This window comes from Kocuria sp. CPCC 205231 (assembly GCF_040980965.1).
In the GTDB taxonomy this organism is placed as follows: Bacteria; Actinomycetota; Actinomycetes; order Actinomycetales; family Micrococcaceae; genus Kocuria; species Kocuria rosea.
The window spans coordinates 13,730-38,163 of the sequence record NZ_JAVKPP010000017.1; the positions used below are offsets into that span (position 1 = coordinate 13,730).

Annotated in this window: 21 protein-coding genes; 5 read left to right on the top strand and 16 right to left on the bottom strand. The window is 73.8% G+C overall.

Annotation, left to right across the window (positions count from 1 at the left end; genetic code table 11):
- Positions 1 to 3: 3 nt before the first annotated feature.
- Genes RF640_RS15825 through RF640_RS15850 form a run of 6 tightly spaced genes read right to left on the bottom strand, consistent with a single transcriptional unit; the run spans position 4 to position 7,731 of the window.
- Entirely contained in the window at positions 4 to 1,761 is a 1,758-nt protein-coding gene (locus tag RF640_RS15825; RefSeq protein ID WP_035930249.1) for a protein kinase, read from the bottom strand.
- Positions 1,758 to 3,203: a penicillin-binding protein 2 gene (locus tag RF640_RS15830; RefSeq protein WP_017834093.1), complete on the bottom strand. Its 1,446-nt coding sequence runs from the start codon at positions 3,201 to 3,203 to the stop codon at positions 1,758 to 1,760. The genes RF640_RS15825 and RF640_RS15830 overlap by 4 nt, the downstream gene beginning before the upstream one ends.
- On the bottom strand, positions 3,200 to 4,960 hold the full coding sequence (locus tag RF640_RS15835) for an FtsW/RodA/SpoVE family cell cycle protein (protein WP_368828360.1): 1,761 nt from the start codon (positions 4,958 to 4,960) through the stop codon (positions 3,200 to 3,202). Before RF640_RS15835 ends, RF640_RS15830 begins: the two co-directional genes overlap by 4 nt.
- The gene (locus RF640_RS15840) at positions 4,957 to 6,453 is read right to left on the bottom strand and encodes a PP2C family serine/threonine-protein phosphatase (RefSeq protein ID WP_109222287.1); all 1,497 of its coding nucleotides are present in this window, start codon (positions 6,451 to 6,453) and stop codon (positions 4,957 to 4,959) included. The genes RF640_RS15835 and RF640_RS15840 overlap by 4 nt, the downstream gene beginning before the upstream one ends.
- A gap of 3 nt (positions 6,454 to 6,456) precedes the next feature.
- Positions 6,457 to 6,954, bottom strand: coding sequence for an FHA domain-containing protein (locus RF640_RS15845; RefSeq protein ID WP_017834090.1), 498 nt, complete (start codon positions 6,952 to 6,954; stop codon positions 6,457 to 6,459).
- Positions 6,955 to 7,731, bottom strand: a complete 777-nt coding sequence (locus tag RF640_RS15850) for a DUF3662 and FHA domain-containing protein (RefSeq protein WP_095651319.1) — start codon at positions 7,729 to 7,731, stop codon at positions 6,955 to 6,957.
- Positions 7,732 to 7,903: 172 nt separating this feature from the next.
- Between RF640_RS15850 and RF640_RS15855 the strand changes: the two genes are divergently transcribed.
- The 3 genes from RF640_RS15855 to rraA are packed head-to-tail and all read left to right on the top strand — an operon-like array spanning position 7,904 to position 10,708.
- Positions 7,904 to 8,620 (top strand): PepSY domain-containing protein, encoded by a 717-nt coding sequence (locus RF640_RS15855; RefSeq protein ID WP_368828361.1) that lies wholly within the window; start codon positions 7,904 to 7,906, stop codon positions 8,618 to 8,620.
- A gap of 4 nt (positions 8,621 to 8,624) precedes the next feature.
- Positions 8,625 to 10,187, top strand: coding sequence for an MDR family MFS transporter (locus RF640_RS15860; RefSeq protein ID WP_368828362.1), 1,563 nt, complete (start codon positions 8,625 to 8,627; stop codon positions 10,185 to 10,187).
- A 41-nt stretch (positions 10,188 to 10,228) separates the two neighbouring features.
- Positions 10,229 to 10,708: a ribonuclease E activity regulator RraA gene (gene rraA / locus RF640_RS15865; RefSeq protein ID WP_017834086.1), complete on the top strand. Its 480-nt coding sequence runs from the start codon at positions 10,229 to 10,231 to the stop codon at positions 10,706 to 10,708.
- Between the two features lie 26 nt (positions 10,709 to 10,734).
- Here the strand turns inward: rraA and RF640_RS15870 are convergent, their stop codons facing one another.
- From RF640_RS15870 to RF640_RS15885, 4 genes are all read right to left on the bottom strand, one after another.
- Positions 10,735 to 12,363 (bottom strand): amidohydrolase, encoded by a 1,629-nt coding sequence (locus RF640_RS15870; RefSeq protein WP_368828363.1) that lies wholly within the window; start codon positions 12,361 to 12,363, stop codon positions 10,735 to 10,737.
- 140 nt (positions 12,364 to 12,503) lie between these two features.
- On the bottom strand, positions 12,504 to 14,540 hold the full coding sequence (locus RF640_RS15875) for an FAD-dependent oxidoreductase (protein WP_368828364.1): 2,037 nt from the start codon (positions 14,538 to 14,540) through the stop codon (positions 12,504 to 12,506).
- Between the two features lie 72 nt (positions 14,541 to 14,612).
- Positions 14,613 to 15,161: a hypothetical protein gene (locus RF640_RS15880; RefSeq protein WP_368828365.1), complete on the bottom strand. Its 549-nt coding sequence runs from the start codon at positions 15,159 to 15,161 to the stop codon at positions 14,613 to 14,615.
- Positions 15,162 to 15,190: 29 nt separating this feature from the next.
- Entirely contained in the window at positions 15,191 to 15,415 is a 225-nt protein-coding gene (locus tag RF640_RS15885; RefSeq protein ID WP_136341536.1) for a hypothetical protein, read from the bottom strand.
- A gap of 224 nt (positions 15,416 to 15,639) precedes the next feature.
- On the opposite strand from RF640_RS15885, the gene RF640_RS15890 reads away from it, so the two are divergent.
- A complete protein-coding gene (locus RF640_RS15890; protein ID WP_109243685.1) occupies positions 15,640 to 16,203 on the top strand; it encodes a Dps family protein in 564 nt (187 codons plus the stop codon).
- Between the two features lie 14 nt (positions 16,204 to 16,217).
- Positions 16,218 to 17,054 carry an endonuclease/exonuclease/phosphatase family protein gene (locus tag RF640_RS15895; RefSeq protein WP_186374950.1) on the top strand — a complete coding sequence of 279 codons (837 nt, stop codon included), beginning with the start codon at positions 16,218 to 16,220 and terminating at the stop codon, positions 17,052 to 17,054.
- Positions 17,055 to 17,094: 40 nt separating this feature from the next.
- On the opposite strand, the gene RF640_RS15900 is transcribed toward RF640_RS15895, so the two are convergent.
- The 6 genes from RF640_RS15900 to RF640_RS15925 are packed head-to-tail and all read right to left on the bottom strand — an operon-like array spanning position 17,095 to position 24,413.
- Positions 17,095 to 18,741: a DASS family sodium-coupled anion symporter gene (locus RF640_RS15900; protein WP_368828367.1), complete on the bottom strand. Its 1,647-nt coding sequence runs from the start codon at positions 18,739 to 18,741 to the stop codon at positions 17,095 to 17,097.
- A 39-nt stretch (positions 18,742 to 18,780) separates the two neighbouring features.
- Positions 18,781 to 19,908: an ABC transporter ATP-binding protein gene (locus tag RF640_RS15905; RefSeq protein ID WP_368828368.1), complete on the bottom strand. Its 1,128-nt coding sequence runs from the start codon at positions 19,906 to 19,908 to the stop codon at positions 18,781 to 18,783.
- Positions 19,905 to 20,957 (bottom strand): ABC transporter ATP-binding protein, encoded by a 1,053-nt coding sequence (locus tag RF640_RS15910; RefSeq protein WP_368828369.1) that lies wholly within the window; start codon positions 20,955 to 20,957, stop codon positions 19,905 to 19,907. Before RF640_RS15910 ends, RF640_RS15905 begins: the two co-directional genes overlap by 4 nt.
- Positions 20,957 to 21,925 (bottom strand): ABC transporter permease, encoded by a 969-nt coding sequence (locus RF640_RS15915; protein WP_368828370.1) that lies wholly within the window; start codon positions 21,923 to 21,925, stop codon positions 20,957 to 20,959. The genes RF640_RS15910 and RF640_RS15915 overlap by 1 nt, the downstream gene beginning before the upstream one ends.
- Positions 21,922 to 22,878, bottom strand: coding sequence for an ABC transporter permease (locus RF640_RS15920; RefSeq protein ID WP_368828371.1), 957 nt, complete (start codon positions 22,876 to 22,878; stop codon positions 21,922 to 21,924). Before RF640_RS15920 ends, RF640_RS15915 begins: the two co-directional genes overlap by 4 nt.
- A complete protein-coding gene (locus RF640_RS15925) occupies positions 22,875 to 24,413 on the bottom strand; it encodes an ABC transporter substrate-binding protein (RefSeq protein WP_368828372.1) in 1,539 nt (512 codons plus the stop codon). The genes RF640_RS15920 and RF640_RS15925 overlap by 4 nt, the downstream gene beginning before the upstream one ends.
- Positions 24,414 to 24,434 lie beyond the last annotated feature (21 nt).

The window sequence follows — 24,434 nt, forward strand, 5'->3', positions numbered from 1 at the left end:
GGCTCAGCCCTCCTGGCCGGGCCCGGTCGGTGTCGCGGTGGGCGAGGGCGATCCGGTGGTGGGGGCGGTGGTGGTCTCGGGCGCCGCGGCGACCCACATCTCGATGGTGTCGCCGGGGCGGACGGTGGACCCGCCCAGGGGCTGGGTGCGCAGCACGGTCCCGGGCTCGGCGTCCTCGGTGGTCTCGTCGTAGCGGATGATGTTCACGCCCAGGAGCCGGATCTCGTCGATCAGCGGGTCGGCCGGGCGGCCGACCATCCCGGAGGGCAGCTCCACGGTGTCCGGGCCGGTCGAGTAGACCACCGTGATGGTGGTGCTCCGCGCCACCTGGCCCACGGGGTTCAGGGACAGGACGGTGTTCTGCTCCTCGTCCGCGGTGCGGCCCTGCCGCTCCACGGGGAAGCCCAGGTCGGAGAGCTCCTGCACCACCTCGTCCACCGGCCGGCCCTCGTAGCGGGCGGCGAGGACCTCCACGGTGTCCGCGCCGGGCTGCTCCGCCGCCGGGGGCGTCGGCTCGCCGGGCACCGTCGAGGTCGAGACGGTGCCCGTGGGGGAGGGCTCCTGGCTCACGGGCGCCGGCTCGCGCAGCAGGAAGAACCACAGCAGCCCCGCCACGAGGAGCAGCACCAGGAGCACCGGCAGCAGCCAGGCCCACACCGAGCGGCGCTCCCGGCGCTCCTCGGGACGGGCCGGACCGGTGCCGGGGTCCTCCCCGGGGCCCTCCCCGGGGCCCTCCGGGCCGTCGACGACGTCCAGCTCGGCGGTGATGGGCCGTGGCCCGCCGGCGGCGGCGGCTCCGGTCGCCGCGGCGGCCGCGGTGCGGTCCCGGTCCAGCACCTGCGTCGGCTCGTCGCGCACGGGCTCGAACGCCTGGGTGGCGTCGTCGTCGGGCAGGTCGAGGAAGGGGCGCATCCCGGGGACGGCCGCGACCGCCGCGTCCTCGTCCCCGCGGCGGATGGCGTCCACGGCGGTGGCCAGGGCGCCGGCCGTGGCAGGGCGGTCCTTGGGGTCCTTCGCCAGCATCGACATCAGCAGCGCCCGCACGGTCTCGGGCACGCTGTCCTTCAGCGGCGGCGGCGGGTCGTTGACCTGCGCGAGGGCGATCGCGATCTGCGACTCCCCGGTGAACGGGCGGCGCCCGGCCAGGCACTCGTAGCCGATGATGCCCAGCGAGTAGATGTCCGAGGACCCCGTGGCGGTCTGACCCGTGGCCTGCTCGGGCGCGAGGTACTGGGCGGTGCCCATGACCTGCCCGGTGGCCGTGAGGGGCACCTGGTCCGCCAGGCGGGCGATGCCGAAGTCCGTGACCTTCACCCGGTTGTCCGGGGTGATGATGAGGTTGCCGGGCTTCACGTCGCGGTGCACCAGGCCCTGGGCGTGCGCGGCCGCCAGCGCCCGTGCGGTCTGCCCGATGTAGTTGAGCACGGTGTCCGGGGCGAGCGTCTTCTGCCGCTCGATGATGTTGGACAGCGGCTCGCCCGGGACCAGCTCCATCACGAGGAAGGCGGAGCCCTCCTCCTCGCCGTAGTCGAAGACGTTGGCCACCCCGGGGTGGTTCAGGAGCGCGGTGTGCCGGGCCTCGGCGCGGAAGCGCTGCAGGAAGTTCGGGTCCCCGTTGTACTCCTCCTTGAGGATCTTCACGGCCACGATCCGGCCCAGGACCCGGTCCTTGGCCTTCCACACCTCACCCATGCCGCCGATCGCGATCCGATCGGTCAGTGCGTAGCGCCCGCCCAGGACGGTGCTCGACGATGGTCTCACTTGTTCAACACCGCCTCGAAGAGTCGCTTGGCACCGGGACTGGTCAGGGAGGCGCCCGTCGCCACGTCCACGTCCTCGAAGACGACGGCGAGGGCCACCTGGGGGTCGTCGGCCGGCGCGAAGCCCGTGAACCAGGAGTCGTTGAGGCCTTCGTCCGAGCCGATCTCGGCGGTGCCCGTCTTCCCGGCCACCTCGACCCCCGGGACGGCCGCGCCGCGGGCGATGCCGTCCTCGACGACCTGCACCATCAGGTCCGAGACGGTCCCGGCGACGTCCGCGCTCGTGGAACGGCGCAGCTGCTCCGGGTTGAGCTCCTCGATCACGGACAGGTCGGCGGAGCGCACGGTGCGCACGAGCTGGGGCTTCATCTGCACGCCGTTGTTGGCGATCGTGGCGCTCATCATGGCCACCTGCAGGGGCGTGGTGCGCACGTCGTACTGGCCGATCGAGGACAGCGCGAGCTGGGCCTCGTTGAGCTCCTCGGGGAACACCGACGGGGTCACCTTGAGCGGCACCGAGAGGGGCTCCCCGTAGCCGAAGTTCCGGGCGGTCTCCCGGATCGCGTCCTCCCCGAGGTCCAGGGCGATCGAGGCGAACGGCGTGTTGCAGGACTGCTCGAGCGCGAACTCCAGGTCCGCCTCCGCACGGGCGGTGCAGCCGCCGCCCACGTAGTTGGGCAGGGTCACGTCGGTGGCGGGCAGGGGCAGCTCCTGGGGGTTCGGGATCAGGGTCTCCGTGGTGTAGTCCCCGGACTCGAGGGCGGCCACGGTGTCGATGATCTTGAACGTCGAGGCGGGGGCGTAGAGGTCACCGGCGACGGCCCGGTTGACGAGGGGCGCGTCGGGATCCGCGTTGAGCCGTTCCGCGGCGGCGATCACGGAGCCCGAGTCGTGCGAGGCCAGCTCGTTGGGGTCGTAGCCCGGGGTGGAGACCATGGCGAGGATCGCGCCCGTCTCCGGGTCGAGGGCCACGATCGAGCCCTTCCGGCCCTCGAGCACCTCGGCCGCGGTCTGCTGCAGCACCGGGTCGATGGTGAGCTCGACCGACGCGCCCGTGGGCTGGTTCCCGGAGAACATGGAGACCACGCGGTCGTAGAACTGCTCGTCGGAGGCGCCGGAGAGCTCCTCGCCGAGGGCCGCCTCGAGCCCGGTGGCGCCGTAGACGAGGGAGAAGTAGCCCGTGAGGTGCCCGTACGTCAGCGGGTCCGCGTAGACGCGCTGGTACTCGAAGTCGTCCTCCGAGGGCACGGAGGACGCCTTCGGGTCCCCGTCCACGAGGATCGCCCCGCGGTCCGCGCCGAACTGGTCGTAGAGGCTGCGGTTGTTCCACGGGTGCGCCTCGAGGGTGCGCGCCGCGACGAACTGCACGTAGGTCAGCGCGAGGAGCAGCACGGTGAAGATCGCCACGCCGGCCACCCAGGTGTGTCGGATCGCCCGGTTCACGATGCTCCTCCGTTCTCGGTGCTCCGGGACCCGCCGGGGCCCCTGCGGTCCTTGTCGGTGAGGCGGGACATTGCCTCGGTGGGGGTGCCGCCGTGGTGGTCCGCGTCCTCGGCGTCCCGGTGCCCGTCGAGGCCCGCGGCGGCGATCGGCTCGGTGGCGGCGGTGTCGGCGGGCACCGCCGGGCCGCGGGCCGTGTCGGCCCCGGTGCCCCGCCCTCCGGCGGCGCGGTCCACCCCGTCCGCCTGCCCCGCGTCCTGCTCGGGCCCGTCCGGATCCGTCCCGGGACGGCGGTCCCGGCGGCGTCCCGGGCGCTCGGCGCGCTCCTGCTCGTCGCGCCGCGCCGCCTCGCGCAGCGCGGCCTCGTGGGCGGCGATCTCGGCGAGGTCGGCCTCGGTGGCCGGACCGGTGACCACGGGCCGGCGGGCCGTGTGGGAGATCGCCAGGATGATCGCCGCGATGATCCAGTTGGACAGCAGCGAGGAGCCGCCCGCGGACATGAACGGGGTGGTGAGCCCGGTCAGGGGGATGAGCCGGGTGACCCCGCCCACCACCACGAACAGCTGCAGCACGATGACCGCGGACAGCCCCGCCGCCAGCAGCTTGCCGAAGGAGTCACGGGTGCCCAGGGCGGCCCGGAAGCCCCGGGTGACGAACAGGAAGAACAGCACGAGCACGGCGCTCAGGCCGATGAGCCCCAGCTCCTCGCCGAACGCGGTCATGATCATGTCCGAGTTGGCGTAGGAGACGAGGTCCGGCCGGCCCTGGCCGAGCCCCTGCCCGAAGAGCCCGCCGGAGGAGAGCCCGAACAGGCCCTGGACGATCTGCCCGGAGCCGCCCGGGGCCCGGTTGTACACCTCCGGGTCGAACGCGTTGAGCCAGGAGTCCAGGCGTGCCGCCACGTGGCCGAAGGTCTGGCTCGCGAAGAACCCTCCGACGGCCACGAGCAGCAGCCCGATGACGATCCAGCTGAGCCGGCTCGTGGCGAGGTAGATCATGGCCAGGAAGAGGCCGAAGAACAGGATCGCGGAGCCGAGGTCCCGCTGGAACACCAGCACGCCGATCGCGATGATCCACGCCGCGAACATCGGCGCCATGTCCCGGAACCGTGGCAGGCGCACGGGGCCGATCTTCTTGCCGGCCAGCAGGATGAGGTCCCGGTTGGTCGAGAGGTAGCCGGCGAAGAAGACGGCCAGGGTGATCTTGGCGACCTCCCCGGGCTGGAAGGTGCGACCGCCCACGGAGATCCAGATCCGGGCGCCGTTGAGCTCCAGGCCGAGACCGGGCAGGAGGGGCAGGAGCAGCAGCAGCCCGCTGAGCACCAGGCAGATGTAGGTGATCCGCCGCAGCACCCGGTGGTCCTTGAGGAACCAGAGCACCAGGCAGGCGGCGGTCATGGCGAAGGCCGTCCACACCACCTGGGAGCCCGCGGCCGTCTGGTCCGTGGTGAGGTCGATCCGGTGGATCATGGCGATGCCCAGGCCGTTGAGGGCCACGACGATCGGCAGGACGTAGGGGTCCGCGTACTTGGCCCGCAGCCGCAGCACCACGTGCAGGACCAGCGCGCCGATGCCCAGGACCAGCCCGGAGACGAGGAGGTGCGGGTCCCCCGAGCCCAGCTGGTCGGGGTCCACGAGGACGTTCGCGCCCACGCCGATGCCCACGGCGAGCACGAGCAGGAGCAGCTCGGTGAGCCGCCGCGGCTTCTGGCGGGGCTCGGCCTGCTCCTCCCGGGGGGAGGTCGCGGCGGGGGCGCTCATCCGTCACCACCGGGAGAGGCCGCGGGGGAGGCGGTGGGCGAGGGGGTGGGGGAGGCGGTGGCCCGCTGGACGGTGCCCGTGGGGCGCGGCTCCGGGCCGGGCGTCTCCTCGGGCACGGACTCGCGCAGCTCGCGCACGATCCGCTCCGCCTCCTCGAGGCTGCCGGCGGGGATGGCGTTGCGGACCCGTTCCTGGGCGAAGCCCGGGAGGTCCTCGACCCGGAGGTCCGTGGCGCGCTCGAGGTCGCTGAGGCTCACGGGCCCCAGCGACTGGGAGACGCCGTTGTAGATCGCCACGTTGCCCTGCTGCTCGCCGACGTAGTACTGGGAGCTGATCCAGCCGCTCGTGAGCCAGCCCCCGGCCACGAGCAGCAGCCCTGCCGTGGCCAGCGCGAGCACGGCCACGGCACGCCGGTGGCGGCGCCGGCGCGGGGACGGGACGGTGGCGTCGGCCCGGTGCAGCGCCGACTCGACGTCCCGCGGATCGGCCAGCGTGTCGGGGGCAGAGGTCTGCAGGAGGGTCGCGCGGCGTTCCAGGACGCTGTCGCTCACGGTGGGGATGCGCCCGGTCTGGGTGGCGTTGGCGGCGGCGCCCACCAGCAGGTGGGGGCGCGCGGCGAGGTCGCGGCGCAGCGCGGCCGCCGAGGACTCGGCCTCGGCGGTCCCCGGCGTCCCGGCGTCCCCGGTGATCTCGTCCGAGGTGCGGGCGAACTCCGGGTCCGGGACGGCGCCGCGGGCCTCGCCGGCCTGCGGCACGGGGGCGGTGTCGTCGGTCTCGAAGACCTGGACGACCACCACGGTCACGTTGTCGGGGGCCCCGCGGTCCAGGGTCAGCTCCACGAGCGTGTCCACGATCTGGTTGAGGTCGTCGGTGGAGCCCAGCACCGAGTGGATGGTCTCCGGGCGGACCACGGCGTTGAGCCCGTCGGAGCACAGCAGCCAGCGCTCGCCGCGCTCCGGGCGGAGGGTCTCCACGTCGATCTCGGGGGAGGCGTCGACGTCCCCGAGCACGCGCATGAGGACGTTCTTGTGCGGGTGGGACTCGGCCTCGTCCGGGCGCAGCCGGCCCTCGTCGATGAGCCGCTGGACGAAGGTGTGGTCCTTGGTGACCTGGCGGAACTCGTCCCCCCGGAGCCGGTACGCGCGGGAGTCCCCGATGTGGGCCACGACGAGCTCGTCCTGGTCCGCGAGCAGGGCCGTGACGGTGGTGCCCATGCCGCCCAGGCGGGCGTTGCCCAGGACCAGCTTGGCGAGGTTCTGGTTGGCGTTCTGGATCTCGTCCGTGAGCACGGTGGCGCCGTCGCCGTGGTGGTCCGGGCGGTCGAGGCTCGTGAGGTCCATGACCGCGGAGGCCGAGGCGACGTCCCCGCCCACGTGCCCGCCCATGCCGTCGGCGACCACGGCGAGGTGGCGGCCCGCGTAGGCGGAGTCGTCGTTCTTCGAGCGGACGCGGCCCACGTCGGAGCGCGCCGCGTAGCGGAAGGCGATCGCCATGCGTCAGGACCTCAGTTCCAGGACGGTCTTGCCCACCCGGAACGGGGTCCCGGGGTCGAGCGGCACGGCCCGGGAGAGGCGCTGCTGGCCGACGAAGGTGCCGTTGGTGGAGCCGAGGTCCTCGAGGAACCAGCGGGAGCCCTGCGGGAACAGCCGGGCGTGGCGCCCCGAGGCGTAGTCGTCGCCGAGGGGCACGGTGGCCTCGGGGGAGCGGCCCAGCAGCACCGGGGCGTTGCCCAGCGGGTAGCTGCGGCCGCGGAGCGGGCCGTCGAGGACGACCAGGGTCTGGGGGCGGGAGCGCTGCCCGGTGCTGGGGCCCGCGGCGGGCGGCACCGGGTCCTCCACGGCGCCCCGGCGCTCGGCGCGGGATCTCGTGAGCACCGCCGGGAGCTTCCCGCCGACCGCCAGGTCACGCCCCTGGCTGGCGACGATGCTGAAGATGAAGATCCAGAGCAGCGCCAGGAAGCCGAAGCGGAGCAGGGTGACGGTGAGTTCGGACATTCAGCGGTTCCCCTTCGGGGTCAGGAGGCGGAACGTGATCCTGGTCCGACCCATGGTGATCACGGAGCCGTTGACCAGCTCGGTGCGGCCGATCACCCGCTCCCCGTCCACGTAGGAACCGTTGGTGGAGCCGAGGTCCACGGCCACGAAGTGCTCGCCCTGCCGCCGGATCTCGAGGTGCTTGCGGGACACGCCGGTGTCCTCCACGGTGATGTCCGCCTCGGCGGAGCGGCCCAGCACGATCGAGTCCGCGTTGAGGGAGTAGCGCGCGCCGTCGACGTCGAGCACCGGGATCCAGTGCTGCGCGGGCACGGAGCGCGTCGGCTCCCCCTCGTCCTCCTCCCGGCGGTGGCCGCGGGCGATCCGCTGCCCGCTCGGGGTGGCGGGGGTGTTGGGGGACTCGGCGGTGCGCTGGGCCGAGGAGTGGACGCGGAACTCGCCGGCCTCCACCTCCGGGTTGCGGGTGAAGGACACCTTCACCGCCCCCTGGAGGGTGTAGGCCTGGCTGCGGGCGTGCTTGATGACGACGTCGCACAGCTCCTCCGCGAGCGGCGTGCCCCAGTCCTGGGCGCGCGGGAAGTCCTCGTCCGAGAACTCCACGACGAAGACGTTGGGGGCCATGGTGCGGCCGGCGGAGATCGTGAACGCCTCCTGGTCGAGCTCCCGCCGGAGGGCACTGGCGATCTCGACGGCCTCCACCCGCTTCCGGGAGCCGGTGGAGAAGGTGGCGCGGACGGCCTTCTCGATGTTCTTCTCGAGGCTCTCGAGGAATCCCATGCCGCCTCCTTCCTGGCGTCGATCACGGTGCGCATGCACCCGGTCCCGGGTCAGGCGTTCTCCAGGATAGTAGACGCGACGCCTGTGAGCCCGGTGGGGGGTCCGCGCCGGGCGGGTCAGCGCCCCGGTCACGTCCTTGCCAGGGGGTCCGCAGGGGAGAAGAATCCCGGGTATGAAGCACACTGACCGAAGGCACCTGTCCCTGGCGGCGCTCGCCCTCTCCGCCCTGCTCCTCACGGGCTGCGGCGGCGACGGGGGTGACGGCGGCGCCGGAGGGGACGGCACCACCGCCCCGGCGGAGACCGGCGCCCCGGCCGACACCGCCACCCCCGACGACAGCGCGAGCCCGGACGACACCGCCACCCCGGACGACAGCGCGAGCCCCGACGACAGCGCGAGCCCCGACGACGACGGCACCGCCACGGCCTCGCCCTCGGAGAGCCCCACCGACGACGCCACCGGCGGGTCCGGCGGCGAGGCGGCCGTCGTGGCCTCCGCGGTCGCCGCGGCCGAGGACGCGGTGGGCGGTGACGCCCAGGCCTTCGAGATCGGACGGGAGGACAGCCCGGCCAGCTGGGAGGTCACCGTCGCCGCCGACGACCGCGAGCACCAGGTGTACGTCTCGCAGGACGGCGAGGACGTGATCAGCCAGGAGGAGGAGGGCGGCCTCGACAGCGACGACGGCGAGAAGCTCGCCCAGGTCCGGGTGCCCCTCGACGAGGGGCTGGCCACGGCGCTGGAGACGGTCAACGGCACGGTCGACGAGGCGCAGCTCGAGACGGAGGACGGCACGACCGTGTGGGAGGTCGAGATCGACGAGCCGGACGGCAACTCCGTGGACGTGTTCGTCAACGTCGAGGACGGCTCCGTGCTGAAGATCGACCGCTGACCCCGTGGTCGCGGACCCCGGCCGCACGGAGCGCCGCCGGCTGCGGCTGACGTTCCTGGGCCTGCTCATGGCGGTCCTGCTGGCCGCCCTCGACCAGACGATCGTGGCCACGGCGCTGCCCTCGATCGTCGGGGACCTGGACGGGCTCGACCGGATCTCCTGGGTGGTCACGGCGTACGTGCTCGCCGCCACCGTGGGCCTGCCGGTCTACGGGAAGCTGGGCGACCTCTACGGGCGCAAGCGGATCTTCCTGCTGGCCGTCGTGGTCTTCCTGCTCGGCTCCGTGCTCTCGGGCGCCGCCCAGGACATGACGCAGCTCATCGTCCTCCGCGCGCTGCAGGGCCTGGGCGGCGGCGGCCTCCTGATCGGGGCGCAGGCGATCATCGCGGACCTCGTGCCGGCCCGCGAGCGCGGCCGGTACATGGGCGTGATCGGGGCGGCCTTCGGTCTCGCCTCGGTGAGCGGGCCGCTGGTCGGCGGGTTCCTCACGGACCTCGTGAGCTGGCGGTGGGTGTTCTACATCAACCTGCCGCTGGGCCTGGTGACGCTCCTGTTCATCCCCCGCTTCCTGCACCTGCCGCACGTCCCCCGGGGACGGGTGCGCCTCGACGTGCTGGGCACGGCGCTGCTGGCGCTGGGCAGCGTGGCGTTCGTGCTCCTCACCACGTGGGCCGGCACGGCGTACGCGTGGTCGAGCCCGCGGATCCTCGGCCTCGCCGGGGCGGTCCTGGTGCTCGGCGTGCTGTTCGTGCTGGTGGAGCGCCGCGCCGCGGAGCCGATCATCCCGCTGCACCTGTTCCGCGTGCGCAACTTCGTGGTGCCCACCGCGGCGGCCGTCGGCATGGGCGTGATCATGTTCGCGACCATCACCTACCTGCCCACCTACCTGCAGATGGTCGACGGCGCCTCGGCCACCACCGCCGGCCTGATGATGATCCCCGTGACGGCCGGGATGCTCGTCGGCACGATCGGCACCGGCCGCCGCATCGCACGCACGGGGCGCTACAAGCACTGGCCCGTGCTGGGCTCCGCGGTGATGGCCGCCGGGCTCGCGCTGCTCTCGCTGATCGACGAGTCCACCCCGTACGCCCTGACGGCCGCGGGGATGGCCGTCACCGGTCTCGGCATCGGCTGTCTCATGCAGAACCTCGTCCTGATCGTGCAGAACGCGGTGCCGCCCGCGGAGCTGGGGGCCGCGACGTCGTCGTCGAACTTCTTCCGCCAGATCGGGGCGTCCTTCGGGATCGCCGTGTTCGGCTCCGTCTTCGTCGCCCGGCTCGACGACGCGCTCGGGGGCCGCGCCGTGCCCGCCCTCGACCTCGACGCCCTGAGCCCCCAGGTGCTCGCGGGACTGCCCGCCCCGGTGCAGGAGGCCGTCGCGCAGGCCTTCGCCCAGGCGCTGCCGCCGATCTTCCTGTGGGGTCTCCCGGTCGCGGCGGCGTGCCTCGTGCTGTCCCTGCTCATCGAGGAGATCCCGCTGGGCACGACCGTGCCCGCCGCGCGGGAGGAGGCGCCGGGGCCGGCCGCGGCGCCCGCCGGGGCCGAGCGCGGCGGTTCCGCTGGCTAGGCTGGTGCCGGAACCACCACCGGATGCCTCAGGAGCAGCTCATGACCGATCCGCGCCCGTTCACCACCGCCGACCTCTACGACGAGCGCGGGGAGCAGCTGATGTCCTGCCCGCGCCAGTTCCTCGACCTGGGCGGGACGGCCGCGTTCACCGGGCCGGTGCGCACGGTCCGCTGCTTCCAGGACAACGGCCTGGTGAAGGCCGTGCTCAACTCCCCGGGGGAGGGCGCGGTCCTCGTCGTGGACGGCCACGGCTCCATGGGCACCGCGCTCATGGGGGACATGATCGCCGAGTCCGCGGTGCGCAACGGGTGGGCCGGGGTCATCATCAACGGCCCCGTGCGGGACCGGGTCGCCCTGGCCGGGCTGCCCCTCGGGGTCAAGGCCCTGGGCTCCAACCCGCGCAAGTCCGCCAAGGACGGCGTCGGGGAGCAGGACGTGCCGGTCGTCATCGAGGGCGTGACCTTCCGCCCGGGCCGGACGGTGTGGGCCGACGAGGACGGGATCCTCGTGGAGGGCTGAGCGCTGTCCGCTCCGTCCGGCGCCGTTCAGCCGGCGCGGTGGGTGAGCCGGCCGCCGCGGTAGGTCGCGCGCACGCCGATGTGCTCCACCGACCCGCCCCGCCGGTGCACCTCGAGGGGGTTCTCCTCCAGCACCACCAGGTCCGCGAGCTTGCCCGGGGCGAGCGAGCCGATCCGGTCGAACATCCCCAGCGCCTTCGCGGCCTCGGACGTGTAGGCGGCGAGGGCCTGCAGCACGTCGAGCCGTTCCCCGGCGGGCCCGAACCGCCGTCCGTCACCGTCGAGGCGGTCGGTCCAGGCCTGGACCGAGCGCAGCACGTCGCCGTCGGCGACCGGCCGGTCGGAGCTGCCCGCCAGCCGCACCCCGGCGTCGAGGAAGCTGCGGCCCCGGTAGGTCCAGTCCGTGCGCTCGGGGCCCAGGAGCCGGCGGAACTGGGCGGCCATGGGGCGCAGGAAGCCGATCTGCGGGGTCACCACGATCCCCGCGGCCGCGAGCCGCGGCAGCTGGTCCGGGCGGGTGATGCTCGCGTGCTCGATCCGGTTGGGCAGCCGGTGGCGCCCGTGCTCGTCCTGGCAGCGGGTGATCACGTCGATCGCGAAGTCGATGGCCCGGTCCCCGATCGCGTGGGCGGCCACCGACCAGCCCGCACGGTACGCCGCGTGGATCGCCTCGGCCATCTGCTCGGGGTTCTCCTGGAAGTAGCCCGTCGAGTGGCCTCCGCAGAACGCCTCGGTCACGGCGGCGGTCTCCCCGAGCAGCGAGCCGTCCACGAACACCTTGACCGGTCCGAGCCTGAGCTCGTCGTCGCCGAAGCCGGTGCGCAGCCCGAGGTCGAGCCCGCGCTCGGAGCCGTCCCCGAGGCCGCTGATCCCGTGCAGGACGTCCAGCACGGGCATCACCTGGGCCCGGGCGTGCAGGACGCCGGCGTCCCGGGCCTGCTGGTAGGCCTGCAGCTCGGAGGGGTTGTGCCCGATCCACCCGGCGCCCACCCCCGCCTCGGCGAACGTGGTGATGCCCTCGGCGGCGTAGCGGGCGGTGGCGCGGTCGAGCGCCGCCACGATCCGGTCCACCGGGTAGGGGCGGAACAGCTCCTGCACCACGGCCTGCGCGGTCTCCTCGACCAGGCCCGTGGCGCGGCCGGTGTCGTCCCGCACCACCCGTCCGCCCACCGGGTCCGGGGTCCCCGGGGTGAAGATCTCCGCCCGCCGCAGCGCCTCGGAGTTCACCACCGCCGCGTGGCCGGACGTGTGCCGGACGAACAGCGGCGTGCTGCCCGTGATGCAGTCGAGGACGTCGATGTCGGGCAGCGTCCCGCCCACGGTGGCCGGGAGGAAGCCGGTGGCCATGAGCCACTCCTCGTCCCGCGGCTTCGCGGCCATGCCGTGCTCCAGGGCCGCGTACAGCTCGTCCAGGGACGTGCAGCCGGAGAGGTCCACCTCCGCCAGGCCGAGCCCGAACCACGCGGTGTGGCAGTGCGCGTCCACGAACCCCGGCAGCACGGTGGCCCCGCCGAGGTCCACGGTCTCGGCCGCCGGCACGTCCGGGTCGTCGAGGACCACGATCCGCCCGCCGTGCACGCCGAGGCTCGACGCCGTCGGGCGGTCCGGGTCCATGGTCAGGACCGTGGCGTTGACGAGCAGGAGGTCGAGCTGCATGGGGATCCTTTCCGCGGGAGTGACCCCATCGTGGCACCCGGGGCCCGGTCCCGCACATCGCCGCACGGCGCGGCCCGCTCCTGGCCCGGCCCCGCCCGGCCCCGCCCGGCCCTGCCCCGCCAGGCCCGGGCCGGGAGCGGTCAGCCCAGGGCGGCGACGAGCTCCGTGGCCTGCCGGATCGCCCGCTTGGCGTCCAGCTCGGCCGCCACGTCCGCCCCGCCGATGAGGTGCACCGGTACGGCGCCGGTGTCGTGGCCGGTCCCCAGCAGCGTGTCGTGCAGCCGCCGCAGCGGCTCCTGGCCCGTGCACAGCACCACGGTGTCGACCGGCAGCACCTGCTCGACCGGCTCCGTGCCGTCGGGTCCCGGCGCGGTGAGGTGCAGCCCGTCGTCGTCGACCCGCCGGTACACGACCCCGCTCAGGGTGCGGACGCCGCCGGCCCGGAGCGAGGTCCGGTGGATCCAGCCGGTCGTGCGGCCCAGGCCGGCCCCGAGCTTGCCGGGGGAGCGCTGCAGCAGCGTCACCTCGCGCGCCGGGCGCCCGGGCCGGGGCTCGACCAGCCCGCCCCGGGCGGACAGCGTCGTGTCGACGCCCCACGCGCGGTAGAAGTCCGTGCCGGCGGAGTGCAGGAGGAACTCGGCGACGTCGAAGCCGATGCCCCCGGCGCCCAGGACCGCGACCCGGCGTCCCACGGGCGCCCCGTGCTGCAGGACGTCCCGGTAGCCCACGACCGAGGGGTGCTCCACCCCCTCGATCGCGGGCACGCGCGGTTCCACACCGGTGGCGAGCACGAGCCGGTCGAAGCCGCGCAGGTGCCCGGGCCCGGCCTCCGTCCCGAGCCGCACGTCCACCCCCAGTTCGGCGAGCCGCACGCCGTAGTAGCGCAGCGTCTCCGCGTACTCCTCCTTGCCGGGGATGCGCAGCGCCATCAGGAACTGCCCGCCGATCCGGTCCGCCGCCTCGAAGAGGGTGACGGCGTGCCCGGCCTCCGCGGCGCCGACGGCGAAGGCCAGCCCCGCGGGGCCCGCGCCGACCACGCCGATCCGCTCGGCCCGGCGGGTGGGGCCGAGGCGCAGGAGGGTCTCGTGCCCGGCCCGCGGGTTGACCAGGCAGGACGCGGTGCGGCCCGCGAAGGTGTGGTCCAGGCACGCCTGGTTGCACGCGATGCAGGTGTTGATGGTGTCCGCCCGGCCGCGTGCGGCCTTGACCACGAAGTCCGGGTCCGCGAGCAGGGGCCGGGCCAGGGACACCATGTCGGCGTCCCCGTCCGCCAGGATCCGCTCCGCCGTCTCCGGGGTGTTGATCCGGTTCACGGCGATCAGCGGGATCCCGACCTCGCCCTTGAGCCGGCGCGTCACCCAGGAGAAGCCGCCGCGGGGGACGACCGTGGCGATCGTGGGGATGCGCGCCTCGTGCCAGCCGATGCCGGTGTTGAGCAGGGTGGCGCCGGCGGCCTCGACCGCCCGGGCCAGCGCCACGACCTCCTCGAGCGTGGAGCCGCCCGGGACCAGGTCCAGCATGGAGAGGCGGTAGATGAGGACGAAGTCCGGGCCGGTGCGCTCGCGGACGCGGCGGACGATCTCCACGGGCAGGCGCATCCGGTTCGGGTAGCACCCTCCCCACTCGTCGGTGCGGTGGTTGGTCTCGGCGGCGACGAACTCGTTGATGAGGTAGCCCTCGGAGCCCATGATCTCCACGCCGTCGTAGCCGGCCTCCCGGGCGAGCGCGGCGGTGCGGGCGAAGTCCTCGATGGTCCGCTCGATCTCCTCCGCGGTGAGCTCGTGCGGCACCACGGGGCTGATGGGGGCACGCAGGGGGCTCGGGGCCACGGCGTCCGGGGCCTTGGCGTAGCGGCCGGAGTGCAGGATCTGCAGGGCGATCCTGCCGCCCTCGGCGTGCACGGCGCCGGTCACCAGGCGGTGCCGGGCCACCTCCTCGGGCGTGCGCAGGAGGGCGCCCCCGGCCCGGGTGGCGCCCTCGGGGCTCGGCCCCACGCCGCCCGTGACGATGAGCCCCACCCCGCCCCGCACGCGCTCCGCGTAGAACTCCGCGAGCCGCTCGAACCCTCCGGGCAGCTCCTCGAGACCGGTGTGCATCGATCCCATGAGCACCCGGTTGGGCAGGGTGGTGAAGCCCAGGTCCAGGGGTGCGAGCAGGCGCGGATACGGCACAGTCATGTGATACTCCTCGTCTCAGGTACTTGGTCACCGTAGGCGAGGAGTGAGCCGCCTCACAAGCGCGGCGCGGGCTCAGAGTGCGGCCAGCAGGTCCTTCCAGGCCGCGCGCCACCGCAGGACGTCCTCCGCGGAGGCCAGTCCGGTGTGCGCGAGGGCCACCGTGGCGCGGCCGCCCGCCCTGGCGCCGATGTTCGCGGAGACCCTGGTCCCGTCGGCGAGGCGGACGCGCCAGTAGCGCCACTTCTCGGTGGCGGCGGTGGTGGGCGGCTGCTGGAACGGGACGCCGCCGACCTCCGTGCGGCAGGCCATGAGCGCCGTCCACCGGGCGAGCGCCTCGTCCGGGGTGCCGGCCACCGTGCGGCTCGCGCTCGCCCCGAAGGTGCCGTCCCCGGCCTGCCCGGGCCGGCGGGCTCCCGTGTGCTGCTCGTAGGCCACCGCGACGGACTGCGCCCACCACTCGTGGTTCTCGACGACGCCGGCGAGCTGCTCCGCCACCCGGCGGGCGAGCTCGGCGTGGCCCATCGTCCGGGCGCCGAGCCCGTCGAGCCGCGCCGTCCAGGTCTCCCACGGGACGCCGGTGGCCCGCGCGATCCCGGCGGTGCTGGTGCTGCGGGTGCTCATGGGACCCAGGGCAGCGGCGGCGCGCCGGGTCAGTCCCCGGCCGTGGGGCCGGGGCCGCCCGCGCCCGCGCCGAAGTCCGGGTCGGCGGGGTCCGCGGCGTTCCCCGCGCTCGGCACGCGCTGGCCGGCGTTGGTCTGGCCCAGGGGGTCCGGGGCCGTCTCGAGGTCGCGCGCCGGGGTGTCGGGGATGCCGACGTCGTCGGCCAGGTGCGGATCGTCGGGGAGCTGGTCGCCGGAGGCGGGAGTCGTGTCCATGGGACCAGCCAATCAGTGGCTCCGCGTCCTGGCAAGGACCCGATCAGGGGTCCGGCGGCGGGCGCGCATCCCCTGGATATCGCGGACAGCGAAGCGAATGGACAGGGTGCTGACAGTGGGTGGGGGTCGTGCCATAGTGGGGGCAGAGGCCCGTCCCGCGGGCCGTCCGCAGTTGTCGAGCCAGGTCGCCGCCCCGCGGCGGCCGGAAACACGGAGACGAACTCATGGCCACCCCGAACCAGCGCACCGCCCCCTACACCGTGCCCGGCCTGTCCACCGAGAACGGTCACGAGGTCGCCCAGACGCTCCAGCAGCGCCTGCACGCCCTCAACGACCTCCAGCTCACGCTCAAGCACGCCCACTGGAACGTGGTGGGCCCCAACTTCATCTCGGTCCACGAGATGCTGGACCCGCAGATCGAGCTCGTGCGCGGCTTCGTCGACGAGCTCGCCGAGCGCATGGCCACCCTGGGCGTGGGACCCTCCGGCCTGCCGGGCGATCTCGTCCAGGCCCGCACCTGGGACGACTACTCGGTCCACCGCGCCACCGGCGTGGAGCACCTCGCCGCCCTCGACATCGTCTACAACGGCGTGATCGAGGACCACCGCGACGCGATCCAGAAGGTCGGCGAGCTCGACCCCGTCACGGAGGACATGCTCATCGGCCAGGTCAAGGAGCTCGAGCTCTTCCAGTGGTTCATGCGCGCCCACCTCGAGAACAGCGGCGGCGACCTCCAGCACGGCGGCGCCCGCACGGAGCAGGGCGCGGCGGAGTCCGCCGCCCAGTAGTCCGCCCCGCGACCGTGGCAGCCCACGCCCGCCCCGGCCCCGCCGACCCCCGTGGTCCGCGGGGCCGGGGCGCGTTCACGGCCATGACCTTCAACGTCCGGCGTCCCCTGCCGAAGTACGGCCGGACGGCGCCGGACGCGTGGTTCACCCGGGCCCCCGCCGTGCAGGCCGTGCTCCGGGCCCACCGGCCGGAGCTGGTCGCCCTCCAGGAGGTCCTCCCGGAGCAGCTGCACCACGTCCGGCAGGCCCTGGGGCCGGACCACGTCCTCCTGGGCGGGGGCCGGGACGCCGACGGCGGCGGCGAGCGGTGCCTGCTGGCCGTGGACACCGCCCGCTTCCGGATCGAGCGCTGGCAGCAGCGGTGGCTGTCCGCGCTGCCGGAGGTCCCGGGGTCGAAGGTGCCGGGGGACCTCTTCCCCCGCACCCTGGTGCTGGCCGACCTCACGGACCGGCGCACGGGAGTGGCCTGGCGGGTGGGCGCCACCCACCTCGACCCGTGGCCGGAGCGGGCGCGGCTGCGCCAGCTGGCCGCGCTCCAGGGCCTCCTCCTCGGGTGGGACGGCCCCCTGGTGCTCCTCGGGGACATGAACGCGGCTGCCGGCCGCTCCCGCACCTGGGACGCCGCGCTCGCCGGCGGGCTGCGGGACACCCTGCCCCCGGACGCCGCGGGGACCTTCCCCCGCTACCGGGAGCCCGGGGCCAGGACGCCGCGCCTGGACTGGATCCTGTACGGCGGCCCGGTCCGCGTGCTCGACGCCCGGGTCCTGGCCGAGCGTCCGCGCGGGGTGTGGGCCTCGGACCACTTCCCGGTGCGGGCCGAGCTCGAGCACGACGGCGGCCCCGCCTCCTGAGGCCGGGGCCGCCGTGCGCCCGCCCGGTGGGGTGGGCCGGTCAGTACACGATGCTGAACACCCAGACGCCCAGCGTCATGGTCACGAGGGTGATCAGGACGATCCCGATGAGGTTCAGCCACAGCCCGCCCTTGATCATCTGCCCGATGGTCACGTAGCCGGAGCCGAACGCGATGGCGTTGGGCGGGGTGGCCACCGGCAGCATGAACGCGCACGTGGCCGCGAGGGCCACCGGGATGGCCAGCAGCACGGGGTCCAGTCCCAGGCCGAGGGCCACGCCCCCGGAGACGGGCAGGAACGTGGCCGCCGTGGCGGTGTTGCTCGTCAGCTCCGTGAGGAAGAGGATGCCGGCGGCGAAGATCGCCACGACCAGGACGACCGGCACCGCGCCCAGCGCCGCGGCGGCCTGCCCGATCCAGTCGGTCAGGCCGGAGGAGGTGAACTGCGCGGACAGGGCCAGCCCCCCGCCGAAGAGCAGCAGCACGCCCCACGGCAGCTTCACCGCGGACTCCCAGTCCAGCAGCCGCACTCCCCGCCGGGCCCCGGCGGGGAGCAGGAACAGCAGCAGCCCCACGACCATGGCGATGCCGGCGTCGCTGATGGGCGGGGAGTCGAAGACGATGGGGACGAACACCCAGCTGAGCGCGGCCAGCGCGAAGATCGCGAGCACCAGCTTCTCACCGGTGGACATCGGGCCGAGCTTCTCCAGCTCCTGGCTGATGAGCTTCCGGCCGCCGGGGATCTCGTCGATCTCCGGTCTGAACAGCACCTTGGTGAGCAGGAACCAGGCGACGACGAGCATGACGGCGGACAGCGGCACGCCCACGAGCATCCACTGGCCGAAGCCGACGTCGATGCCGTGCGCCTCCTGGAGGTAGCCGACCATCAGGGTGTTCGGCGGGGTGCCGATGATCGTGCTGAGGGACCCGATCGAGGCGGCGTAGGCGATGCCCAGCATCAGCGCGGTGCCGAAGTTGGAGGCGATGACCGCCTCCTTCACCTCGGCGCTCTGCGGGTCGGCGCCCTCGAGATCGGCGTCCTCCAGCGCGCCGCCGTCCGTGCCGCCGGCCGGCGCACCGGAGTCCTCGAGCAGCTTGGGCAGCAGCAGCAGCACGGACACGCCGATGGGCAGCATCATCACGGCGGTGGCCGTGTTGGAGACCCACATGCTGAGGAACGCGGTGGCCAGCATGAACCCGGCCACCATCTGGGCCGGCTTGGTGCCCATCACGCGCACGGTGCGCAGGGCGATCCTGCGGTGCAGGTTCCAGCGCTGCATGGCCAGCGCCAGCAGGAACCCGCCCATGAACAGGAAGATGATGTTGCTGCCGTAGGAGGCGCCGACGTCGTCCACGGCGACGTCCTCCCCGAGCACGGGGAAGACGATCAGCGGGAGCAGGGCGGTGGCCGGGATCGGGATCGCCTCCGTCATCCACCACACGCCCATCAGCACCGCGGTGGCGGCGGTGAGCTTGGCGGGGTGGGCCAGGTCGGCGGGCATGACGACGTAGACCAGCAGGGCCAGGACCAGGCCCACCACGAGTCCCGCCCACCTGATCCGGTGCGTCTTGGCGTGCACCGGGGCCGCCTCCTCCCCGGGGGAGCGGTGCTCGGCGGTCTCCGGGTCCCGCGGCGGGTGGCGGCGCTGCTCCCGGGTGGCTGCGGGGACGGACGGTCGGTCGCTCATGTCGGCTCCAGGTCTGGTCGGCGTCGGTCGTGCTCTCGGTCAGGGATCGGGCGGGGCCTCGGCCCACGGCGGGGTCCGTGCCGGCCCCGGCAGGCCATCGGGCGCGGGGGCGGGCCCGCGCGCGGACGCCTGCACCTCCGGGAGCCGGATGCAGGCGGCGAGGTGCGCCGGTCCGGCCTGCCGGGGGTCGGAGGACACGGTCCCCGGGGCCGCGCCCTGGGCGCCCGGCGGCGGGACGGGCGCGGGCACCGTCCGCGGGCACTCGTCGGCCGCCCACGGGCACCTCGTGCGGAACACGCAGCCGGACGGCGGGTCGAGGGGGGAGGGCACCTCGCCCTCGAGCGGGGCGGTCCTGCGGCGGCGCTCCGCCACCGGGTCCGCGGACGGGGCCGAGGCGAGCAGCGCCCTGGTGTACGGGTGGGCGGGGGCGTCGAAGACGTCCCGCACGCCGCCGTCCTCCATGAGCCGGCCGAGGTACATCACGAGGACGTGGTCGCTCATGTGCTCCACGACCGCGAGGTCGTGGGCGATGAACAGGTAGGTGAGCCCCAGTTCGCCCTGCAGCCGGTTGAGCAGGTTCATGATCTGCGCCTGGACGGAGACGTCCAGGGACGCGGTCGCCTCGTCGAGGACGATGAGGTCCGGCTCGCCCGCGAGCGCCCGGGCGATGGACACGCGCTGGCGCTGCCCGCCCGAGAGCTCGTGCGGGTACCGGTCGAGGAAGCGGCGGGAGAGGCCCACCTGCTCGAAGAGATCCGCCACCCGGCGGCGGCGCCCGTCCCGGTCCCCGCCGAGGCCGTGCACCTCGAGGGGCTCCGCCACGGCGCGGGAGACGTGCTGGCGGGGGTCCAGGGACGCGAAGGGGTCCTGGAAGACCATGGCGATCCGCCGGCGCAGGGCCTTGAGTTCCCGGCCCCGCACCGAGGTGACGTCCCGGCCGTCGAGCAGCACGGTCCCCGCGCTGGGCTCCACCAGGTGCATCAGCGCGTTGGCCACCGTGGACTTCCCCGAGCCGGACTCGCCGACCAGGGACACCGTCTGCCCCCGGTGGATGTCGAAGTCGATCCCGGCCACGGCCTGCACCACGCCCTTGCCGCGGTCGGTGCGGACGGGGAAGCGGACCTGGAGGTCCCGCACGCTCAGCAGCGGCCGGTGGTCGCCGGTCATCGGGAGCCTCCTCGCCGGCCGGTGCCGGCCGCGCCGGTGCCGGCCGCGCCCCCGCCGTAGAAGGTGCGGGCGACGTGGTCCGGTCCCACCACGGTCTCCGGCGGGCGCTCGGTCTCGCAGCGGGGGTCGCCGCGGACGGGGCAGCGGTCCCAGAACAGGCAGCCCGGGGGCAGGTGCTTCGGGTCCGGCGGGCTGCCGGGGATCACGGCGAGCTCGCCCTTGCCGCGGGCCGTCTGCGGCCGGGCGGCCATGAGCCCCCGGGTGTAGGGGTGGCGGGGGTCGGTGAAGAGCTCCTCGAGGGGCGCGGACTCCACGATCTGCCCGCCGTAGAGCACGGCCACCCGGTCCGCGATCCCCGAGACCACGCCGAGGTCGTGGCTGATCCAGATCACGCTCATGCCCCGGGAGGCCTGCAGCTCCTTGACGCGCTCGAGGATCTGGGCCTGCGTCGTGACGTCGAGCGCGGTGGTGGGCTCGTCCGCCACGAGCAGCTCGGGGTCGCAGGCCAGGGCCACGGCGATCATCACGCGCTGCTTCATCCCGCCCGAGAGCTGGTGGGGGTAGGAGGAGAGGCGGGACGGCGGGTCGGGGATGCCGACCGCCTCGAGCAGCTCGAGCGCCCGGCGCCGGGCGTCGCGGCGGGTGAGGCCGAGGTGGAAGCGCGGTGCCTCCGTGAGCTGCTCCTCGACGGTCAGCACCGGGTTCAGGGACGTGGAGGGGTCCTGGAAGATGAAGCCGACCCGCCTGCCGTGGACGCCGCGGAGCCGCCGGGGGCTCATCGTCACGATGTCCTGACCGTCCAGCAGGGACTGCCCGCTGACCCGGGCGGGCGGGGAGTCGATCAGCCCGGTGGCCGCGAGCACCGTCATGGACTTGCCGGACCCGGACTCGCCCACGATGCCCAGGGTCCCGCCCCGGGGGACGGTGAAGGACACGCCGTTGACGATCTCCGCGGGGCCGATCCGGACGGCGAGGTCCCGCACGTCGAGCAGCACGTCCCGGTCGGCGGGCGCCGGGGCGGCGGGTCGGTGGGGCTCGGTCGTGCGCATCAGGCGCTCCTCCGGATCTCGTCGGCGGTCCGCTGCCGCGGGTCGAGGACGTCGCGCATGCCGTCGCCCACGAGGTTGAACGCCAGCACGGTGCAGAAGATGGCCAGGCCCGGGAACACGCTCATCCACCAGGCGTCGTAGATGAAGGCCTGGGCGTCGTAGAGCATCCGTCCCCACGAGGGCTCGGGCGGCTGGACGCCGAGCCCCAGGAAGGACAGCGCCGCCTCGGAGAGGATCGCGAAGGCCAGCGAGAGGGAGGTCTGCACGGTGATGGGCCCCATGATGTTCGGCAGCACGTGGCGGCGCAGGATGAGGCCGTCGGACGCGCCGATGGACCGGGAGGCCGTGACGTAGAGCTCCTCGCGCACGGCCAGGGTGGAGGCCCGCGTGATGCGGGCGAAGATGGGGGTGTAGACCACCCCGATCGCGATCATCGCGGTGGTCAGCCCGGGGCCCAGGACGGCCACGATCGCCATGGCCAGCAGCAGGATGGGGAACGCGAAGAGCACGTCGGCGCTGCGCATGACGACGGTGTCGAGCCAGCCGCCGAAGAAGCCGGCCACGAGCCCCAGGGCCACGCCGACCACCAGGGCGATGCCCACGGCCACGAGCCCCACGGTCAGGGAGATCCGGGCGGAGAGCACCACGCGGGAGAACACGTCCCGGCCCAGCTCGTCGGTGCCGAACAGGTGCGCGCCCGAGGGCGGCTGCAGGGCGTTGACCACGTCGATGTCGTTCGCCCCGTAGGGGGCGATCCAGCGTCCGAGCACGGCGAGCAGGAGGACGACGACGAGGATGACCAGCCCGGCGGCCGTGACCCGGTTCGAGACCAGCATCCGCAGGGTGCCGGTGCGGGCGGCCTCCTCCGGGTTCTCCGCCGGCTCGGCGGGCCGCGGGACGGGCCCGGTGCGGCCGTCGCCGGCGCCCGGGGCGCGGCGGTCGGGCGAGGGCGTCTCGGGGCTGCTCATGACACACGGATCCTCGGGTCGACGACGGCGTACAGGATGTCCACCAGCAGGTTGATCAGCAGGAAGATCAGGGCGATCAGCAGCACGGTGCCCTGGACCACCGGGTAGTCGCGGGCCGCGACGGCGTCGAAGACCAGCCGGCCCAGGCCCGGCCACGCGAAGACCACCTCGATGACGATGAGACCGCCCAGCATCGTGGCGGCCTGGACGCCGGCCACCGTGAGGATCGGGACGAGCGCGTTGCGCATCACGTGCCGGCCGATGACCGTGCGGCGGGGCAGGCCCTTGGACCGGGCGGTGCGCACGTAGTTGGAGCCGGCGACGTCGAGCACCGCGGCGCGGACGTAGCGGGTCATGATCGACCCGGAGACCACGCCCACGGCGAGACCCGGCAGGATCACCCGCTGGAGCCAGCCCCACGGGTCCTCCGTGAAGGGCACGTACCCGGACGGCGGCAGCAGCCCGAGCATCGTCGAGAAGACGATGATCAGCATCAGGCCCAGCCAGAAGTCGGGGATCGACACGCCGAACTGGCTCACGGCGCGGATCCCGCCGTCCGCCGCGGAGCCGCGGCGCAGGGCGGCCCAGGTGCCGAGCGGGAACGCGATGAGCAGGGCGATCGTGATGCCGGCGAGGCCGAGGGACACCGTGGCCGGCAGCCGGTCCAGCAGGATGAGGGTGACGGGCTCGCCGCTGCGGAAGCTCACGCCGAGGTTCCCGGTGAGGGCGTTGCCGACGTAGGCGAAGAACTGCACGAGCAGGGGCCGGTCCAGACCGGAGGCCTCGCGCAGGACGTCGTAGGACTCCTGGGTGAAGCGCGTGCCGAGGGCCACCCGCACGGGGTCACCGGGGACGAGCTGGAGCAGGGCGAAGACCACGACTAGCACGCCGAAGAGCACCACCACGGTGTGCAGCAGGCGCTTGACGAGGAATCTCAGGAGCGGGCTGCTCATTCGGTGTCCTCCTCGAGCCGGACGTCCTTGAACCGGACGGCGCGGTCCGGGCGGGCCTCGTAGCCCTGCAGGTCGGGGGTCCACGCCTGGACCACGTCGGGGTTGTACAGGTAGACGTAGCTGGCGTCGTCCACGATCTGCTCCGCCGCCCGGCCGTAGAGCTCCTTGCGGGCGTCCTGGTCGGTCTCGGTGCGCCCCGCGTCCAGGAGCCGGTCGACCTCGGGGTTGCTGTAGCCCTGGGCGTTGTTCGAGCCCTCGGAGTGGTGCTGGTTGTAGTAGTAGTCGTTGACGTCCACGTTGCCGAGCCAGCCCAGCAGGAGCATGTCGAAGTTCCCCTGGGCCTGCTCGTCGAGCCAGGTGGCGAAGTCGAGGGTCCGGATGTCGGTGGCCACCCCGATGTCGGCGAGGTTCGCGGAGATCACCTGGGCGGCCGTGACCGTCTCGGGGTACTCGTTGGTGACCATGAGCTCGACGGTCTCCCCGGTCAGCCCGGAGCTCTCCGCGAGCTCCCTGGCCCGCTCGGGGTCCTGCTCGAAGGGCGCGTACTCGTGGTGCCACACGGACGTCTCGGGGACCGCGGTCTGGTTCAGGGTCGCGTTGCCGTACCAGGTGACCTGGGCGATCGCCTCCCGGTCGATGGCCCGGGCCACGGCCAGGCGCGCGTCGAGGGAGTCGAAGGGCGGGCGGGCCTGGTTCATGGCCACGTACCAGTAGTCGGTCGAGGGGACCCCGGCGACCTCGAGGTCGGGGTTCCGCCGCAGCGAGTTCACCCGCTGCGGCGGGATGGAGTCGGTCCAGTGCACCTCGCCCGCGGTGAGGTCCGCGAGCGCCGTGGTGCCCTCCGAGATGAACCGGTAGACGACCCCGGGGACGTGGGGGCCGTCGCCCCAGTACTCGTCGTTGGCCCGCAGCGTCACGGCCGTGCTCGCGGAGTTGCCCACCACCTCGAACGGGCCGGTGCCCACCGGGTCGAGCTGGACGTCCCCGCTCTCCACGTTCTGTCGCTCGACGACGGCCATGCCCTTGTACCCGCCGATCGCGGCGAGCAGGGCGGGCGTGGGCTGGGACACGTCGATGCGCACGGTGTGCTCGTCGACCGCCGCCACGTCCTCGACGGCGGCCAGGCGGTAGGCGTTGGCGAGCTGCTCGTCGATGATCCGGTCGTAGGAGTACACGACGTCCTCGGCGGTGAACGCGGAGCCGTCGTGGAACGTGACGCCCTCCCGCAGGTGGAACGTCCAGGAGAGCTGGTCCTCGCTGACCTCCCAGGACTCGGCGAGGGCGGGCTGCATCTCGAGGTTCTCGTCGGGCTCCACCAGGGTGTCGTAGACGTTCTCGAGGATCTGGAAGGAGAAGTAGGCGCTCGTGTTGTGGGGGTCGAGCTGGTCGGGCTCCCCGGCGATGGCCACCTCGAGGTAGCCGTCGGTGTCGAGGTCCCCCGCCCCGGCCAGGTCCACGCCCTCGCCCGCCGAGCAGGCGCCCAGGGCGAGGCACACGGCGCTCCCCAGGGCGGCGATCCGTGCTCCGCGTGCCATCCGCCGCCTCCCGGTGGTAGG